Below are 19,976 nucleotides of genomic sequence, written 5' to 3' on the forward strand. Positions count from 1 at the left end.
TATACGATATAATTGTCTCGAAAAAGGAGAGTGATTATAAGTATGAAAGAATCTATTTTTGATTCTCATTTTTTATGGGGTGGAGCGATTGCTGCACATCAGGTTGAAGGGGCATATAACGAAGATGGTAAAGAACCATCTACAGCTGATACTTTACTGGTTAATGAAGAAAGGTTTGAACATTATGGAGAATATATCAATCAAAACAAATATTATCCTAGTCATAAAGCAATAGACTTTTATCATTGCTTTAAAGAAGATATCAAACTGTTTGCTGAAATGGGATTTAAAGCATTGCGTACATCTATTGCATGGACACGTATTTATCCAAAGGGGATTGAAGAAAAACCAAATGAAGCTGGATTGCAGTTTTATGATGACTTGTTTGATGAAATGTTAAAGTATAATATTGAACCCATTATCACAATTACTCATTACGAAACACCGCTTTATTTAGCGAGAGAGTATGGAGGATGGAAAAATAGAAAGTTGATTGCTTTGTATGAAAAGTATGCCAGGACGATTTTTGAACGTTATAAAGATAAAGTGAAATATTGGATGAATTTTAATGAAATAAATACCTTAGCTATTATGCCAGCATTAGGTGGAGGATTTCATGAATCCTTTGATGATCCTTCAAGATTTCAAAGGATTTATCAGGCAGCACATCATCAGTTTGTAGCAAGTGCTTTAGCGGTAAAAGCATGTCATGAAATCATACCAGATGCAAAAATTGGCATGATGTTAGCAGGGCAACTCAGTTATCCATATTCATGCAATCCAGATGATGTTTTTGCAAATTTAAAGCAATCAAGACAATCATTGTTTTTTTCTGATGTTATGATGAGAGGAGTATATCCAGCATATACAACAAGAATGTTTGAAGAATTAAATGTTCAATTAGAAATGAAAGAGGGTGATTTAGATATCATTAAAAATAATACATCGGATTATTTAGCTTTGAGTTATTATATGAGCAGTGTCGTGATGAGTGATACTTCACAGTTAAAGAAAATAGGAAATATGTCAATAGGTGTTTCTAATCCATACCTGCAGACAAGTGAGTGGGGCTGGCAAATAGACAGTAAAGGGTTACGAATTTACTTAAATCAATTATATGACAGATATCAAAAACCATTGTTTATTGTTGAAAATGGATTAGGAGCTATAGACATTTTAGAAAATGAAACAGTACATGATACATATCGTATTGATTATATACGAAAGCATATTGAACAGATGAAAGAAGCGATTCAAGACGGTGTTGAACTCATGGGTTATCTTCCATGGGGATGTATTGATTTGGTTAGCTGTTCAACAGGAGAAATGAAAAAACGTTATGGTTTTATATATGTGGACATAGATAATGAAGGACAGGGAAGTTGCAAAAGATATAAAAAAGAATCTTTTGAATGGTATCAAAAGGTTATAGCAAGCAACGGAGAAGAAATATAGGAATAAAAATTCCATTATCAATTTATCCAGAAATAGATTAAATTTATAGGTCTAGAAACTATTGGAATTGTCAATATAGGTTAGTTATATTATTGTTTGTATGTGAAGTTTATCAAGCCATAATAGAAAGGATGTTAGAACGAATGAGAAGTCTTTTGTATGATATATATATTTTAAAATTATGTAAAAAGATCAAAAATCAATAGTATGCTGATGTTGTATTTTCACAAATAATAGAATCACCTTGATGTGAGAATAGTGAAAAGGTATATCGAAAAATTAAAAAAAGCAATGAAATGAATTAAAAGATAGAGGACTCTTCATTGAATACACAGAAAACCTAGGAAATTTCTGAATTATATTGACTTAAAGCATGTTTTATGATATAAATACCTAGTGCAATAAATGATAGCAGCACATAGAGTGTAAGAAATTGCGTTTGTAACATATGGATGTAGAGTATCTGGCTGCAAAGAGAAATACTTAGTACAGACACAACCTCACGGATCTATGCATGTTATTGTTTTAGCAAAATAAAACAATAGGAGGAAATACAATGGCACGTTATACAGGACCACAATGGAAAAAATCTAGACGTTTAGGATTTTCTACATTAGAAACTGGAAAAGAATTATCAAAAAGACCATATGCTCCAGGGCAACATGGACAAAAAAGAAAGAAACCTACAGAATATGGTTTACAATTAGCTGAAAAGCAAAAAGTAAGACATATGTATGGAGTGAATGAAAAACAATTCCGTAATACTTTCTTTAGAGCAAGTAAAATGGATGGAATTACTGGTTATAACTTCTTCTGTTTACTTGAAACAAGATTAGACAATGTTGTTTACAGATTAGGTTTTGCAACAACAAGAAGACAAGCAAGACAATTGGTAAACCATGGTCATATTTTATTAAATGGTGTAAAAACAGATATTGCATCTTGTCAAGTTAAAGTTGGAGATGTTGTTGCAGTTAAAGAAAAATCTAAATCTTTAGAAATCATTAAAACAAGTTTAGCTTCTCAAAACCATGTACCTGGATTTGTTGAAGTTGATGCTGATAAAATGGAAGGTAAATTCATTAGATTACCTGAAAGATCTGAATTAAATCAAGAAATTAACGAATCATTAATCGTTGAATACTATAACAGACTTGGTTAATCATGAAATGGGCACGATGTGTCCATTTTTTCTATCCTTTCTTAGCATAAAATGATGAAATTCGAAAGAATTTATGATAAAATATAAAAGTGTAAAAGAAAGGATTTTGGAAATATGGATAAGATTATGGAGATTATTGAAAAAATTGGAACAAGAAATCTTATTTTCGCTGGTATTGGTCTTGTCGTTCTGATTGTTTTCTTATTTGTGTATAGAGGATTGCGTATAAGAAAATATAGAAAATTAATTGTTGATGTAGAAAATAAAATGAATGCTGTGAAATCATTGCCTTTGCAGTATCGTTTAGGAAGAGTACAAAGTATTTCAAAAAATATGCCAGAAGTTTCAGAACTTTATGAACAATATGCTCAAGAGTTTGAAAGAATTTGTGAGTATCAAAAAAATGAACTTGGAATATTAGTGAATGAAGTAGATGAACAGCTTTTTTATGGTAAATTGCGTAAAGTTTCAAAGAAAATGAAACAATTAGATGAAATGCTTATTGTTTATGAAAAAGATTCTCAAGAATTATTAGAGAAAATTGAAAAGATTACTGAAATTGAAAATGTTCAAAGAATAGAAATTATTCGTGTAAAAGAAATGTATCGGGAAACAATTGATCATTTTGAATCTATACGTTTTAAAGTTGAAGAGTTTGTTCCAAATCTTTTAGATATATTTAATGAAATTGATGATTCATTTGTAAAACTTGAAGGAATGATGAATAATCAGTTATTTGAAGATGCCAAAGAATTTACTAAAGATATTGAAGCAAAGGTGATTTGGGTGAATCAGCGTTTAGAAGATTTGCCAAGTTACATTGCAGTTGTTCGCCAATATATGCCTAAGAAGGTCGCTCATATTCAGGGATTAATTCAAATAATGACTGAAGAAAAATTTTCTTTAAATCAATTAGATGCGTATAATCGTTTAAATATGATTCAAACGACTTTAGAAGAATCTATAGGTCATATTAAAAAATTAGAATTAGATAATATTGGTGAGGTTTTACAGAATTTATCTGATGCGATCGATTCATTAATTCAAGATTTAGAAGGTGAAAAGCGTTCTTTTGATGAATTTAAAGAAAAATGGGATGCAAGTTATACATTGATTACGGAAATTTATGATCAATATAAACAAGTGATGATTGATTATAATCGTATGAGAAGTCTGTATGTTATAGATGATTTGGATATTGTTATTGATGAAAAGTTTCAAGAGTTTGATGCTCTTTTAAGAGAGTCTTATGATTTAGAAGCGGAAATGGTTAAAGGAAATTTCTCTTATTCTCAAATGATAGTTAAGGTTGAAACTATGAAAGATAATGCAGCTGTTCATCAAAGTTATTTAAATGATTTCTTTGTACTAAGAGATCATCTCTATTTACAAGAACAACGTGCAGTTGATGAACTTGAAAATATTAATATAGTTTTATTGGAAATTAAATCTGAAATTAAAAACAAGCATTTACCTATGATTAATGAATCTTACAAAGATTATATTCAGGATTCTTATGATAAGGCTGCACAAATTCAAGCTTATCGCCAAAATAGACCTGTAGAATTATCTGAATTATCAAAACGCGTTGATGGTGCGAGAGATGTTATTTATAAATTGTATGATAATGTACATAACTTAATTGTGACTGCAGAAATGGTTGAAGAAGCTATTGTTTTTGGGAATCGTTATCGTTCAACTTTCTTAGAAGTCAATACTGAATTAACAAAGGCAGAAGTTTTGTTTAGAAATGGTGAATATACTAAAGCTTTATCAACAGCTGTTGATATTATTGAGAAGATTCAGCCTGGTTCTTATGAAGAATTGATAAAAAAATCATCTGAAAAGTCCGTTTAAGGACTTTTTTGCTGGAAAAAAAGAATTGAACATGATATATATACATATATTGAGATATGGAGGGAATATATGATTTATTTAGATTATGTATCAACAACACCATTGGATAAAGAGGTTAATCAAATGTATCAATCGTTATTAAATGATTATTTTGCAAATGCTGATTCATTATATTCACTGGGGTTACAAACAAGTTCATTGATGGAAAAGTCACGAAGTTTGATTGCTGATATGTTAGATGTTAAACCAACAGAGATTTTTTTTACGAGTGGAGCAAGTGAATCTAACAATATTGCGATTAAAGGGTGTGCTTTTCAATATCAAAATAGAGGGAAACATATTATTACTAGTGCAATTGAACATTCAAGTGTATACAATGCTTGTATTCAGTTAAGAGATGTTTTTGGATTTCAGGTAGATTTTATTTCTGTGGATCAAAATGGACGGTTAAATTTAGATGAGTTAAGTCATAAAATTCGTGATGATACAATTTTAGTATCGTTAATGTATGTCAATAATGAAGTTGGTATTATCAATCCTATTCATGAAGTTAGAGAAATCATATCTCAAAAAAATAAGAAAACAAAGTTTCATGTTGATATGGTTCAGGCATTAGGTAAAATACCTATTGATTTATCTGTTGTGGATATGGCAAGTTTTTCGGCCCATAAAATTTATGGATTAAAAGGAAGCGGTGTTCTTTTCAAGAAAGAGTCAACTTCTTTAATTCCATTGATTTGTGGTGGACAGCAAGAATCAGGGCTACGTGGTGGAACATCAAATACAGCTACACATATTATGTTTGCAAAAACATTGCGTTTAGCACTGGAAAATCAAGACAATAAATATCAATATGTTAAATCATTAAATAGATATGTAAGAAATGCATTTATACAAGAGCCTGATATTGTGATAAACACACCAATGGAAGAAAGTTCTCCATATATTTTGAATTTTTCATGTGTTGGATATAAGCCTGAAGTGATTCTCCATGCATTAGAGGCACATGAGTGTTATGTTTCTACAAAAAGTACATGTTCTTCACGTAAGAATGATGTTTCAAGAACGTTAGGGGCTATGGGTGTTCCTATTGAAATTGCTCAAAGTGCTATACGTATAAGTTTTTCACACCATACAAAGCAAGAAGAAATTGATGAATTTTTATATCATCTTTCTTCAACGTTAAAGACAATTAAGAAGCAGAGGTAAATAGATGGAATGTAATCATATTTTAGTCCGTTTTGGAGAACTGACTACAAAAGGAAAAAATCGTAAATTGTTTATTCGTAAATTATGTCAAAATACAAAAGAAATCTTAAATTCATTTCAAAATTTAAAATATGAATTATCTTTTGATCGTATGTATATACTATTAAATGGAGAGGATGCAAAGGCTGTTTGTCGTCAATTAAAAACAGTCTTTGGAATTCATTCTTTTTCGTTGTGTTATCAAGTAAAAAGTGATTTAGAAAGTATAAAAGAAGCATGCCTGCATGTTATTGAAAATAATCCTGGAAATACTTTTAAAATTGATACAAAAAGAAATGATAAAGAATTTCCTATGCAGTCACATGATATTAATACAGCAATTGCTGGACATGTATTTCATCATACATCAAAAGAATTAAAGGTCGATGTTCATCATCCGGATATTCTTGTAAAAGTAGAATTGAGAAAAGAATTCACTTATGTAATGGATAATGTGATTTTGGGTGCAGGTGGATATCCAGTTGGAATTGGTGGTAAAGCTTTATTGATGTTATCTGGAGGAATAGACTCACCTGTAGCAGGTTATTTAACTCTAAAACGTGGTGTTGATATAGAATGTATACATTATGCATCACCACCATATACAAGTGATTTAGCTAGAGAAAAAGTTTTAGATTTGGTTGATGTTTTGAGACATTATACACATGGAAAGATTACTGTACATATTGTCCCATTCACAGAATTGCAATTGGCTGTTTATGAACATTGTGAAGAAAGTTATGCAATGACAGTTATGCGTAGAATGATGTATCGTATTGCTCAGGGAGTTGCTCAAAAAAATAATTGCTTAGCAATTGTAAATGGTGAAAGTATCGGACAAGTTGCTTCGCAAACTTTAGAAAGTATGTCTGTTATTAATGAAGTGATTTCTATGCCAGTACTGCGTCCTGTTGCATGTATGGATAAATTAGAGATCATTGATTTAGCAAATAAAATTGGAACATATGATATTTCGATTCGACCACATGAAGATTGCTGTACAATTTTCACACCTAAACAACCTGCCACAAAGCCAAAAAGTTATAAGGCAAAAGCTTTTGAAGAAAACTGGGACTTTGATAAAATGGTTCAGGACTGTATTGAACAAACAACTTTTATTGTCATAAATAACGATTATAAAAATGTTGAAAATTTATTTTAATTTTTTTGAATAAGATTTCATATCTGACACAAACTAATTGTGTCAGGAGGTGAAAGTTATGAATACAAACTCAAGCAAAAATAAATTAGTAGTTCCTGGTGCTCAAAATGCAATCGATCAAATGAAATACGAAATCGCAAATGAATTTGGTGTTAACCTTGGACCTGATGCAACTTCTCGTGCTAACGGATCTGTTGGTGGTGAAATCACTAAGAGATTAGTTCAAATGGGACAAAATCAAATCGCTGGTAGACAACAATAATCATTGAGATTAAGATACGAAAACCCTAGTCATAATTCATTTATGAGTAGGGTTTTTTCTTAATGATAAAAGCAAATATAAAATGAAAAAGAAGGAATATCTATTTCTTTTTATTGCCAAAATATGTGAAAATTTGATATCGCTTACAATTTCTAGTTGAGTTATTTTGTTTTTTTTTGTACAATATGAATATGTACGTAGGAGGAATGAAATATATGACAAAAGTTATGGCGGTTAACGCTGGAAGTTCATCTTTAAAATTTCAATTATTTAATATGCCAAGTGAGGATGTTATTACTTCAGGAATTGTTGAAAGAATTGGAATGGAGGATGCAATTTTTACGATTAAATATAATGGAGAGAAAAAAACAGATACTTGTTCTATTCCAGATCATCAGGTTGCTGTAGATATGTTATTGAAGGCACTTGTTGAAGAAGGTGTTGTTCAGGAACTGAGTGAAATTAATGCGGTTGGACATCGTATTGTTCATGGCGGAGAATATTTTAATGATAGTGCAGTTGTTGATGAGGATGTTGTAAGCAAAGTGGAGGAACTTTGTGAATTGGCACCTTTACATAATCCAGCACATTTGGTTGGATATCGTGCTTTTAAAGATGCATTGCCTGGAGTGAAACATGTTTTCACATTTGATACAGCTTTTCATCAAACGTTGGATAAAGAAAGATATTTATATGCTTTGCCATTAGAATATTATACTGATTTAAAAGTGAGAAAATATGGAGCTCATGGAACAAGTCATAAATATGTTTCAGAACAAGTCATTGAAATGCTTGGGAAACCAAAAGGTTCTAGAGTTATTGTTTGTCATTTGGGAAATGGTGCTAGTATTTCTGCGGTTTTGGATGGGAAGTGTATTGATACATCTATGGGATTTACACCACTTGCAGGTGTGATGATGGGAACACGTTGTGGTGATGTTGATCCATCAATTATGCCTTACCTATGTAAGAAACTCAATAAGACACCTGATGAAGTTTTGGATATCTATAATAAGAAATCTGGTATGTTGGGAATCTTTGGTATATCTTCAGATTCTAGAGATATTGAAAACGCACTGTTTAAAGAAGGAGACGAGCGTGCTTTATTAACTGGATTGTTATATGCACGAATTGTTTCTAAATATATTGGCGCTTATTATGCTGAATTGGGTGGCTGTGATGCAATTGCTTTTACAGCTGGTGTTGGTGAAAATGCCGCCTATTTAAGACGTATTATTATTGATGATGTATCTAAAGCATTTGGTGTTTTCTTGGATGAGGAATTGAATGCTATTAGAGGACCTGAGAATAGAGTGATTTCTCATCAGTATTCACAAATCAAAGTTATGGTTATTCCAACAAATGAAGAAGTGATGATTGCGAGAGATACAGTAAGGTTACTTGGTTTATAAGAACTCAAAAGAGTTCTTTTTTTCTTCTTTAAGTTCATATTGTAGACATTCTATGGTATTATATTGAGTAAGGTGATAAGAATGGATAAAATATTAGATATAAAAGAAAAATATGATCAAATTGTATTATATAGACATGTGAATCCCGATTTAGATGCATTTGGGTCACAGTTAGGCATGTATTGGACATTGAAGAAATTATTTCCACAAAAAAATATTGTATTACATGGGAATATGGATAGTGATTTGATGCATTTATATCCTGATTTTGAAAAGGGGGAAATTATTAAAGGTCAAACGCTTGGTATTGTTTTGGATACAGCAAATAGAGAGCGTATTGATGGTGATTTATCTGTATGTGATCAAGTCATAAAGATAGATCATCATATTGTTGTTGATACATATGGTGATATCAATATAGAAGTAGAAAGTGCATCTTCATGCAGTGAAATTGTTACTCTATTATTTAAAGAAGCTTGTGTAGAAATACCTATTGAAGCAGCGAATGCTTTGTATTTAGGAATTATTGGAGATAGTAATCGTTTTATGTATAGTTCTACATCTGCAAAGACTTTTGAGGCAGCATCTTATTTGTTAGATGCGGGTATCAATATTGAACAGCTTTATCAAAAATTATATATGCGAAGAAAAACTGACTTAGAAGTTACAAAATTTATTTATAATCATTATCAAGAAGATAGCGGAGTGGCTTGGTATTATTTAAGTACAGAAGATCTTACATGGTTAGATATATCAAGGGAACAGGGGTCTAACTATGTGAATACTCTTGCCAATATAGAAGAATTCCAAGTGTGGTTAGCAGTTACACAAAATGATATTGATCACAACTATCGTGTGAGTATTCGCAGTCGCGGGATAGCGGTGAATGAAATCGCAAATCAATTTCATGGCGGTGGACATATGTATGCAAGTGGGGCAACCTTAAGTTCGCTAGATGAATTAGAAGTATTAGTTGGGAAATTAAAGGAGAAAATCAATGGATAAAATTTTTGAAAAGTTTTTTGGAAGAGTTGTAGAAGGCAATAGAGGTGAGTTCTTCCAGTCAAAAACACCGAAGAAAAATGGGACAATCAAAGCACTGGTTATTACACTTATCTTCTTTTTGGTTGCAGAGTATTTTACACTCTTGCCTATTAATCTAAGATCACCAGACTTCGTCTTTTTCTTTAGTTTTTGTTTGATTATATTTATTGGACTAAGAAGTTTGTTTAATGCTTCTTTTGATAAAATCAATAAATATATCTTAGGAGTTGCAGTTATTTTTATTGCTTATGTATTTATTGGACAGTTAATAAGTTCACCTATTTTTCATGCTTCTCGTTATCAAGAACAATTGAATGTTGATAAAAATGCAGATTTTTATAAAGATAATGAAAAGGTGAACTATCAATCTATACCAGTTGTAGATAAGGATAGTGCACAAAGATTAGGTGATCGTAAAATGGGAGAAATCGTAGATTATGTATCACAGTTTGAAGTAGATGATGAGTATGGACAAATCAACTTTAATGACAAGCCATTTAGAGTGACAACAATCTCATATAGTGATTTGATTAAATGGTTTACAAACCATGGAGAAGGATTGCCAGCATATATTCGTGTTGATATGGTTACACAAGAATCAGAAGTTGTTCGATTAGAAGAAGGAATGAAATATTCACATTCAGATTTATTTTTTAGAAATATTAACAGACATATTCGATTACATTATCCAACAATGATGTTTGAAGAACCATCGTTTGAAATTGATGATGATGGAAAACCATATTGGATTGCACCAGTATATAATTATAAAATTGGATTATTTGGAGGTAAGGATATTACTGGAGCTATTATGGTTAATGCGATTGATGGCAGCAGTCAGTATTATGATATTAAAGATGTTCCGACGTGGGTGGATAGAGTTTATCCTTCTGATTTATTATTAAGCCAATTAGAGAATTGGGGGAAATATACAAATGGATATTTTAATACAATTTTCTCACAAAAGGGTGTTTTAAAACCAACGGATGGTTATAACTATATTGCTTTAGATGATGATGTTTATTTATACACAGGTTTAACTTCTGTATCAAGTGATGCCTCTAATGTTGGTTTTGCTTTGATTAATATGCGTACAAAAGAATCAAAGTATTATGCAATTAGTGGAGCAGAAGAGTTTTCGGCTATGTCTTCAGCTGAAGGGAAAGTACAGAATTTAAAATATACAGCAACTTTCCCAATTCTCATTAATGCTGGAGGACAGCCAACATATTTTATGTCACTAAAAGATGGTGCTGGACTTGTAAAACAATATGCTTTTGTAAGTGTAGAAAACTATCAAATTGTAGCTGTAGGAGACAGTGTGGCAGAGGCAGAAAAACAATATTACAAATTGTTGAGTGATAATGGAAAAGTCAAAGTGGATTTTGAAGCAAAAACAGTCACTGCAAAGATTGAGCGTATTCAGTCAGCTGTTGTTAATGGGAATTCTCATTATTATTTCCGTTTAGAAGGATTGAATAAAAATTTTATAGCTCCAATTTCATTAAATGATGGGTTACCATTGTTAAAAGCTGGTGATACAGTTACAATTGAATATGTAGAAGATGAATCAAATAGTGAAACGGTTTCATCTATAAAAATTAATTAGGGTACTAAGATGTACCCTTTCATTAAAGGAGGGGAACTTATGAATGAGTTGTTAGAAAGATTGAAGATGTATGAGCCATTGTTTAACAGATGGAAAGTAGATTTTATTGCCATGAACTATGATGATATGGCTTGGGTTTATTTAGTAGATGATCATGGTATAGAGAATGAGACAGCATTAATGAAAGTTAAAACATTGACTTGCCCAGAGGAGTTGGTGGAAAGGAATGTGTACGCATTAATGATGAATTATGATGTGATGACTTATCCGGATTTAACAAACTCGCCATATCTTGAAGAAGAACATTATTATGTTGAGAAAGATGGTAAAATCATTGGGGCAGATGTTTGCTTGCTGTCAGTAGTATCTTCCTTAGAGGAAGAAAAAACACCCACTTTTGAAGAAGACTTATTTCAATTAGCACTTATGTATATGAATGGGCGTGGACGAGTTCAAGATGAGTATATGGCTTATCAGCTTTATGAGAAAGCTGCAAAAATGAATCATGCAAAATCAATCTGTTCATTAGGTTATATGAATGAGATTGGTTTAGGTACACCAATGGATAAAGAAAAAGCAGTTGCTTTTTATCGAATGGCTGCTGATTTAGATGATGAAATCGCTTCGTGTAATTATGCTTTTTGTCTTTATGAGGGAATTGGCTGTGAAGTTGATGATGAAAAAGCATTCGAATATTTTGAAAAAGCAGCAGCAAAAGATATGCCTAGAGCATTGTTCTATGTAGGAGAATGCTATTGCTTCGGTAGAGGTGTTGATAAAGATGAAATTAAAGGAATGACGCATTATAAAAAAGCTGCAGACTTAGGTTTTACACAAGCTAAGTATAGTGTTGGATATTGTTATGAATATGGAATAGGAGTTCAGGAAGATTATCATGAAGCAGCAACCTGGTATCAGGAGGCTGCTAATGAAGGATTGGAAAGTGCTCAGTTACAACTGGGATATTTTTATGAAGCTGGAGAGGGTGTTGAACAAGATCCGCAGTTGGCTGTATATTGGTATCAACAAGCCTCTCATCAAAACTATGCACCAGCCCATTGCTATTTAGCGTATTGCTATGAAATGGGTATTGGTATAGAAAAAGATATTGAAAAAGCAAAAGAATATTATTTGAGAAGTGCGGAAATGGGATATCCAAGAGCAATGATGTCTTATGGAAAATTAATTGAAGATGAAAATATGTCTTTGGCTATGGATTATCTAAGACGGAGTGCTGAAACTGGTTATGTCTATGCAATGTGTAAATATTCTTACTACTTAGAAAATGGAATAGGTTGTGATAAGAATGAGGAGTTGGCATTTGAATATTGTCAAAAAGCAGCAGATTTAAATGATTCTGGGGCATTATGCACATTGGGATATTATTATGAGAATGGGATTGGCTGTGAAAAGAATTTAGAGAAGGCGATTGCATATTATCAACAATCTAGTGATGCAGGAAGTTTGCGTGGCATGACAAATTTAGGATATTGCTATGAAGCGGGGATCGGAACAGCAGTTGATGAAAAAAAAGCAGTAGAAATATATCAACAGGCAAGTGATTTAGGCTATGATATTGCACAATGTAATCTTGGATATTGTTATGAAGTTGGAATTGGTGTTGAACAGGATCTTCAACAGGCGAAAAGATATTATGAATTAGCAACTCAGCAAAACAACTTGAGAGGAATGTGCAATCTTGCGTATCTTTATGAAAAAGGTATTGATGGTGCTCCTGATTATGTAAAAGCTAAAGAACTTTATGAACAGGCAGCTGCATATAATTATCCAAGAGGATATGCAAGTCTTGGGTTCCTATATGAAGATGGGCTAGGAGTTGATAAAGATTTGAACAAGGCATTTGAATGTTATCAAAAAGCATCTGAATTAGGGGATCCAATGGCAATGTGTACGTTAGGTTACTACTATGAAAATGGTATTGGGTGTGAGAGAAACTTAGAAAAAGCGTTTGAATATTATCAACGCTCTGCACAAGGTGGTAATCTTCGTGGAATGACAAATTTAGGATATTGTTATGAAGCGGGAATCGGAACATCTGTTGATTTACAAAAAGCAGTAGAAGTTTATCAACGAGCTGCTGAATTAGGGTATGATGTTGCACAATGTAATTTGGGATATTGCTATGAAATGGCTATTGGTGTTGAGAAAGATCTCCAATTGGCTAAGAAATATTATGAACTTGCAGCCCAGCAAAGAAATCCTCGAGCTTTGTGTAATTTGGCTAATCTTTATGAAATTGGTGTTGATGGCGAAAGCAATTTTGCTAAAGCGGTAGAACTTTATGAAGAAGCTGCGGCAATGAATTATACGCGTGCTCTTTGTAATTTAGGTTTGTATTATGAAGAAGGCACTGGCGTTGAACAGAATGATAAAAAAGCTGTAGAATATTATTATAAAGCTGCAGAACTTGGAGATGAAGTCGCACAATGTAATTTAGGATATTGCTATGAAATGGGAATTGGTCTCGAAGTCAATATGCAAAAAGCTTTTGAATACTATCAAATATCTTCTCAAAGTCATTATCCTCGTGCTGTTTCTAATTTAGGGCTGTTTTATGAACTAGGAAAGGCTGGTCCAATTGATGAACAAAAAGCTTTTGAATGTTATCAAATAGCTGCTGATTCTCAATATCCACCAGCTCAGTGTAATCTTGCCTGCTGTTATGAAGACGGAATTGGTACTGATATCGATCTGCAAAAGGCTTTTGAACTTTATAAGGCAGCTGCTCAACGAAATTCAACGAGAGGTTTATATAATGTTGCACGTTTTTTAGAATATGGTATTGGTTGTGATGTTGATTATGATTTGGCGTTTGAAAATTATCAGTCAGCATCTCAAATGGGTTACCTTGATGCTGATATTGCTTTAGGAAATATGTATGAATTTGGACGAGGAGTTTCTCAAGATTATCAGAAGGCTATTGAATACTATTCAAAGGCAGTGGATCAAGATTATTCACGTGGATATTATGCTCTTGCCACTCTATATAAATCAGGACTTGGTGTTGAAAAAGATACCCCTCTGGCGTTAAAATATTATACTATTGCGGCAGATAAAGGTCATGTTTCAGCTATGTATAATTTGGCGGTGTTATATGATTTTGAGGCAGAGGAACAGTATCGGGATATGACAAAGGCAATTCAATATTATCAGGAAGCTGTTGATAAAGGGCATTATGGAGCAATGAATAACTTAGGAGTTTGTTATAAAGAGGAAGATGGAGTACCATTGGATTTTGAGAAAGCTTTCCAATTATTTAAGAAGGCTGCTGATGGTGGTGATTACCATGCATTTATGAATCTTGCTAGAGCTTATACGTATGGACAAGGGACAAAGATTGATCTAGAACAAGCTCAGGTATGGTGTCAAAAAGCAGTGGAAAAAGAAATTGATGGTGCAAGTGAATTGTTATTAGAAATCTCTGAAAAAGCAAAGAAGAAAAAAGGTTTTTCAATATTTAAAAGACATTAATAATGAAGAAAAGAGCAATAAGGTGAGAAAATGGAGTATGTAACTCCATTTTTTATATGCATTATAAGGCTGTTTTTGAGTTTGGAGACAGGAAAATATAAAGATTATTAAAAACAATTCTAACAAAATTATAAATAAAAAAAGAAGAACAGAGTTTTACTGGTTTATTATTTGATAGATATAGGAATTTCCTTTTAATTATGATATAATTACAAAATGAATCGAGGTGTATGATCATGAAATCTAAAATTTTAGTGGTTGATGATGAAGAGCATATTAGAGAGCTAATACGTTTCTATTTGGATAAAGAAGGTTTTTCTGTAAGAGAGGCAAGCGGTGGAGAAGAAGCTTTAGGAATATTGGAAAATGAGTATATTGATTTGGCTATTGTTGATATCATGATGCCAGTCATGGATGGTTTTCAATTGGTTGAGGAAATGAAAGAATTTAAAGATATTCCTGTGATTATGTTAACAGCAAAATCTCAGTCAGCTGATAAATTAAGAGGTTTTTCATTAGGAATTGATGATTATGTGACAAAGCCTTTTGATCCAGATGAACTCCTTGCAAGAGTAAAAACAATACTTAAGCGTTATAGTATTAATAGCCAAAATATTGTTCAAATTCAAGATGTTATTTTTGATGGTGATAAGTATGAAATTCGTTATCATGATGAGACATTACATTTGCCTTTAAAACAATTTGAACTTGCTTTTGAGCTTGCTAAAAATCCTAATCAAATTTTTACTCGTGAACAACTGATTGAAAAGATCTGGGGAATGGATTATGATGGATTTGATCGTACTGTTGATGTTCATATTAAGAGAATTAGAGAAAATTTAGGTCATTTGCCAGGTTTTAAAGTTGTGACAGTACGTGGGCTTGGTTATAAGATTGAGGTTGAACAATGAAATCCATTTATGGAAAATTGATTCTTGGATTCTTGGTTAGTATCTTGTTTAGTTTTTCCATTGCTGGATATTTTTCATTACGTAAAAATTCGGATGAATTAGGAAGATTAGCAGTAGAAGAATTAGAAAGTTCTTCTGAACATATTGCTGATCTTTTACAGATTATTGAGGATGGTGATTTGCCTAAAATTTTATCAGGTTATGCTGATACATCAGAGGCTAGTTTTTATATTGAAAGCAATGGGCAAAGAACAGATTATGGAACAATATCGGGAAGACAGTTATCTAGTGAAGACTATAAGAAATTGAATGACCATTTAGGGACAGTGATAACCTTAAGAGATTCTTCAATGCGCAAATATGCGAAATCATTTCAAATTAATGGACAAAAATACATTATTTTTGTTCAAAAAGATATAGGGAAAAAAGAAATGGTCTTTGTAGATTCGGCTATGATTGCTGTTTTTTGTATGTTAGTTGCAGGGAGTATTACATTCTTGATTATTGCCGATATTATTGTTAAACCAATTTCACGATTAAATAAAGCAACAAATGAATTGTCTAAAGGAAATTATCGTGTTCGTGTTAATTATACAGGTAATGATGAAATTGCCCGATTGAATCGCAGTTTTAATCAAATGGCACAGCAGTTAGCTAAACAGGAAGAAACAAGGCAACAATTTATTTCAGATGTTTCCCATGAGTTTCAAACACCTCTGACTGCTATTCAAGGTTTTGCAACAATATTAAAAAATGAAGAATTGCCATTGGTACAAAGACAAAAATATGCTGATATTATATTGTTTCATAGTAAGCGTTTATCAACCTTATCTAAGAATATGTTACAGTTAACAATTTTGGATGGGGAAGATGTAAAATTAGAAACAAGTGAATTTTCATTAATTGAACAATTAAGTCGTGTTATTGAAACACAAGATAATTTGGCTTTAAGTAAAAATATTGAAATAGAGTTTCAGTTGCCCAAAAATGATATTCGGATTGAAGCGGATGAATCAAGGTTAGAACAGGTTTGGATTAATTTGGTAAATAATGCAATTAAGTATACAAACGAGAATGGTGTTGTGACTATTTCTGTTAAAAAGTCATCTAAAGAAGTTGAAGTGACAATTGAAGATACAGGAGTAGGAATGAGCAAAGAGGCTATTTCTCATATTTTTGAAAGATTTTATCGTCAGGATAAATCAAGAAGTATTGAAGGAAATGGATTAGGATTATCTATTGTCAAAAGAATTATTGATTTACATCGTGGAACAATTGATGTAAAATCCAGAGAGGATGGAGGAAGTAAGTTTATTATTCGTCTTCCTCAGGAAAGAACTTTTCATATTACAGAAAGGTTAATGAAAAAAGACAAGGATAATTCACTTTAGGAAAGGATTTGAATCTATGCATTTAAAAAGAATTGAATTACACGGTTTTAAATCATTTGCTGATAAATCGGTCATAGAATTTCAACCAGGAATTACAGGGATTGTAGGTCCTAATGGATGTGGAAAATCAAACATTAGTGATGCAGTGCGTTGGGTTTTAGGAGAACAGTCAGTCAAGTCGTTACGTGGTTCTAATATGGCAGATGTTATATTTAATGGCAGCGAAGATCGTAAACCTCAAAGTTTGGCAGAAGTGACTTTGGTATTTGATAATGAAGATCGTTTTATGAACTTTGACTATAATGAGGTTGAAATTACGAGACGTCTCTATCGCCAAAATAATGAAGCAGAGTATTTAATTAATAAAGAACCATGTCGTTTAAAAGATATTGTTGATTTGATTATGGATACAGGACTTGGAAGAGATTCTTTATCAATTATATCTCAAGGAAATATTTCTACTTTTGCTGATAGTAAACCAGAAGAAAGACGTGGAATGTTTGAAGAAGCTGCTGGTGTTGCAAAATATAAAAAACGTAAACTAGAATCTATCCGTAAGCTAGAAAGAACCAAAGATAATCTAGATCGTGTTGAAGATATTTGTTTAGAACTCGAAAAACAAATTGCTCCTTTAAAGAGACAAAAAGAAAAAGCAGAGGTTTATTTAGAACTTAAAGATCAATTACAGTCTATCGAAGTGAGTGTTTTGGTTAAAGAAATAGAAAATTTATCTGAATCTTTGAAAGACCTTAATGTATCTCTGGATTTTTTAGATAAAGAGAAAGTGACAATTGATGGACAAATCCTTTTAAATGAACAGCAGAATGAAACATTAAAGAAAAAAATGTATGATTTAGATCAAGAGGTTAATGGATTACAAGGTCAACTTTTAACAGCAATGAATAATGTGAATGAATTAGAAACGCAAAAAGTAGAGATTGATACAAATCGTAAGCATATCCTTGAGAATACAGATAAAGAAGATCTGCAGGCACGTATTGCTCAAATGAAGGCTATTTTACAGGATGCTGTGAATGAATATAATGATCGTGTTCATCGTTATAATGAAACTAAAGAAGAAAAAATGGATTTAGAAGCATCACAGGAACGCAATCGTAATGATATGATGGCTCTTAGACAAAATATAGAAAACTTAAATTTACAATTACATAATAATCGTGCACGTAAAGAACAATTAATTGATGTGGTCGAAAATAAATCTGGTTATAGTTATGGGGTTCGTTCGGTTATGAAAGCGAGGCAATCTTTAAATGGCATTATTGGTGTGCTTGGAGATTTATTAGAAAGCGACCCAGAATATGAACTGGCATTGTCAACTGCGCTTGGGAATGCTGTTCAGTTTGTTGTGACCAAAACAGATGAAGGTGCAAGAGATGCCATTCGTTTCCTAAAAGACAATAAATCAGGACGTGCCACATTCTTACCAGTAGAAACAATGCAAGCCAGAAGAATTAGAGAAGAACATCAGGTTGTATGTCAAAACACATCAGGATATTTAGGTGTGATGAGTGATTTTGTGAGATATAATACACCAATTGATAGTGTTGTTTTGAATCAATTGGGGCATATTATTCTTGTTGACACATTAGAACATGCATCAGCCTTATCACGTGCAACTTTTGCAAGATATAAGGTTGTCACATTAGATGGCGAAGTTGTGAATGTTGGAGGTTCTTTGACTGGAGGAAGTTATAAACAACAATCTTCATCGTTTGCTAGTAAACGTGAATTAGAAATGATTAAAGAGGTTATTGAATCGCAAGAAAAAGAAATGACTGAGAAAAAATCAAAATTAAATGATTTAGATAACATGGCACGTGAAATTTCTCATAATTTACTACAAAAACAAATGTCATTTGCCAAATTAGAAGTTGTTGTGACGAACAAGAAAAGTGATTTACAAGTCGCTAAAAGTGAGTATGAGAATTTAACAAATCGGAGTATTGAGTTATCTGAGATTCAAAGTGGGGCTCAGGATAATCAACTAATTAATGAATTAAATGAAGCTAAAAAACGTCGTGACCGTTTAACTGAAGCTATTCAGGCTAAACGTGAATTACGTATGAGTTTTGTTAATGAGAATGATAAGATTGAAGAAACCCTTAGGGCTTCACGTTCACATTTACGTGAAATTCAATCAGATATGACACAAAAACAGATTGAAAAGGCAAAACAAGAAACAGAGTTATCAAACTATTTGTTGCGTTTAAATGACGAATACAAAATGACTTATGAATATGCTAAGGAAGAATTAGCAACTGAAGTGAATATGCATGAAGCGAAAGAAACTGTGCGACTTTTACGTCATAAAATTGATTCACTAGGAAATGTTAATCTACAGGCTATTGAGGATTATCAAGACGTTTCAACTCGTTATGAGAGTTTAAATACACAACGTTTGGATTTAATTAGTGCTCAAGATAGTATCTTGAAAGCGATTGATGAAATGGATGAGATTATGGTGACACGCTTTAGTGAAACATTTGAGAAGATTAATAAAGAATTTAATATTGTTTTTAGAAATTTATTTGGTGGAGGAAGAGCGGAATTGCGTTATAGTGATCCAGATAATATCTTAGAAACAGGTATTGATATAGATGTTCAGCCACCAGGAAAAGCGGTTCAAAATATCACTTTATTCTCAGGAGGAGAAAAAGCATTAATTGCAATTTCTTGTTTGTTTGCTATTTTACGAGTTCGTCCAGTTCCAATGTGTATTTTAGATGAAGTTGAAGCAGCATTAGATGTTGCAAATGTTGAGAGATTTGCAAAGTATTTAAAGGAATTTTCAAGTGAAACACAATTTATTGTTGTTACACATAGAGAAGGGACAATGGAAGAATGTGATCTTTTGTATGGAGCAACAATGCAGCAAAAAGGTGTTACAAAATTAGTAAGTGTCAAATTGAAAGATGCTATTGATTTGGCACAGACAGCATAAGGAGGGTCT

13 protein-coding genes are annotated in these 19,976 nt (G+C 32.2%); all 13 read left to right on the top strand.

Features of this window, described 5'->3' with window-relative positions; genetic code table 11:
• Positions 1-42: 42 nt before the first annotated feature.
• The 13 genes from GQF29_RS15005 to GQF29_RS15065 all read left to right on the top strand — a co-directional run bounded on the left by GQF29_RS15005 (position 43) and on the right by GQF29_RS15065 (position 19,967).
• Positions 43-1,455, top strand: a complete 1,413-nt coding sequence (locus GQF29_RS15005) for a glycoside hydrolase family 1 protein (protein WP_008790601.1) — start codon at positions 43-45, stop codon at positions 1,453-1,455.
• 556 nt (positions 1,456-2,011) lie between these two features.
• The gene (rpsD, locus tag GQF29_RS15010; RefSeq protein ID WP_008790602.1) at positions 2,012-2,617 is read left to right on the top strand and encodes a 30S ribosomal protein S4; all 606 of its coding nucleotides are present in this window, start codon (positions 2,012-2,014) and stop codon (positions 2,615-2,617) included.
• Between the two features lie 114 nt (positions 2,618-2,731).
• Positions 2,732-4,474 carry a septation ring formation regulator EzrA gene (locus tag GQF29_RS15015; RefSeq protein ID WP_008790603.1) on the top strand — a complete coding sequence of 581 codons (1,743 nt, stop codon included), beginning with the start codon at positions 2,732-2,734 and terminating at the stop codon, positions 4,472-4,474.
• 69 nt (positions 4,475-4,543) lie between these two features.
• A complete protein-coding gene (locus tag GQF29_RS15020) occupies positions 4,544-5,683 on the top strand; it encodes a cysteine desulfurase family protein (protein ID WP_008790604.1) in 1,140 nt (379 codons plus the stop codon).
• Positions 5,684-5,687: 4 nt separating this feature from the next.
• Complete coding sequence (gene thiI, locus GQF29_RS15025) at positions 5,688-6,884, top strand: tRNA uracil 4-sulfurtransferase ThiI (RefSeq protein WP_017143796.1); 1,197 nt, start codon at positions 5,688-5,690, stop codon at positions 6,882-6,884.
• Between the two features lie 58 nt (positions 6,885-6,942).
• Positions 6,943-7,146, top strand: a complete 204-nt coding sequence (locus tag GQF29_RS15030) for an alpha/beta-type small acid-soluble spore protein (RefSeq protein ID WP_008790607.1) — start codon at positions 6,943-6,945, stop codon at positions 7,144-7,146.
• A 215-nt stretch (positions 7,147-7,361) separates the two neighbouring features.
• Positions 7,362-8,558 (top strand): acetate/propionate family kinase, encoded by a 1,197-nt coding sequence (locus GQF29_RS15035; protein WP_054689254.1) that lies wholly within the window; start codon positions 7,362-7,364, stop codon positions 8,556-8,558.
• Between the two features lie 81 nt (positions 8,559-8,639).
• The gene (locus tag GQF29_RS15040; protein WP_008790609.1) at positions 8,640-9,563 is read left to right on the top strand and encodes a DHH family phosphoesterase; all 924 of its coding nucleotides are present in this window, start codon (positions 8,640-8,642) and stop codon (positions 9,561-9,563) included.
• Positions 9,556-11,211, top strand: a complete 1,656-nt coding sequence (locus GQF29_RS15045; protein ID WP_117769015.1) for a CvpA family protein — start codon at positions 9,556-9,558, stop codon at positions 11,209-11,211. The genes GQF29_RS15040 and GQF29_RS15045 overlap by 8 nt, the downstream gene beginning before the upstream one ends.
• A 39-nt stretch (positions 11,212-11,250) precedes the next feature.
• Positions 11,251-14,703 (top strand): tetratricopeptide repeat protein, encoded by a 3,453-nt coding sequence (locus GQF29_RS15050; protein WP_117769014.1) that lies wholly within the window; start codon positions 11,251-11,253, stop codon positions 14,701-14,703.
• 236 nt (positions 14,704-14,939) lie between these two features.
• Positions 14,940-15,614, top strand: a complete 675-nt coding sequence (locus GQF29_RS15055) for a response regulator transcription factor (protein WP_008790612.1) — start codon at positions 14,940-14,942, stop codon at positions 15,612-15,614.
• On the top strand, positions 15,611-17,005 hold the full coding sequence (locus GQF29_RS15060) for a sensor histidine kinase (RefSeq protein ID WP_008790613.1): 1,395 nt from the start codon (positions 15,611-15,613) through the stop codon (positions 17,003-17,005). Before GQF29_RS15055 ends, GQF29_RS15060 begins: the two co-directional genes overlap by 4 nt.
• A gap of 16 nt (positions 17,006-17,021) precedes the next feature.
• Positions 17,022-19,967 (top strand): chromosome segregation protein SMC, encoded by a 2,946-nt coding sequence (locus GQF29_RS15065; protein ID WP_008790614.1) that lies wholly within the window; start codon positions 17,022-17,024, stop codon positions 19,965-19,967.
• Positions 19,968-19,976: the final 9 nt, after the last annotated feature.

It is taken from the genome of Coprobacillus cateniformis (genome assembly GCF_009767585.1).
Lineage (GTDB): Bacteria > Bacillota_I > Bacilli_A > Erysipelotrichales > Coprobacillaceae > Coprobacillus > Coprobacillus cateniformis.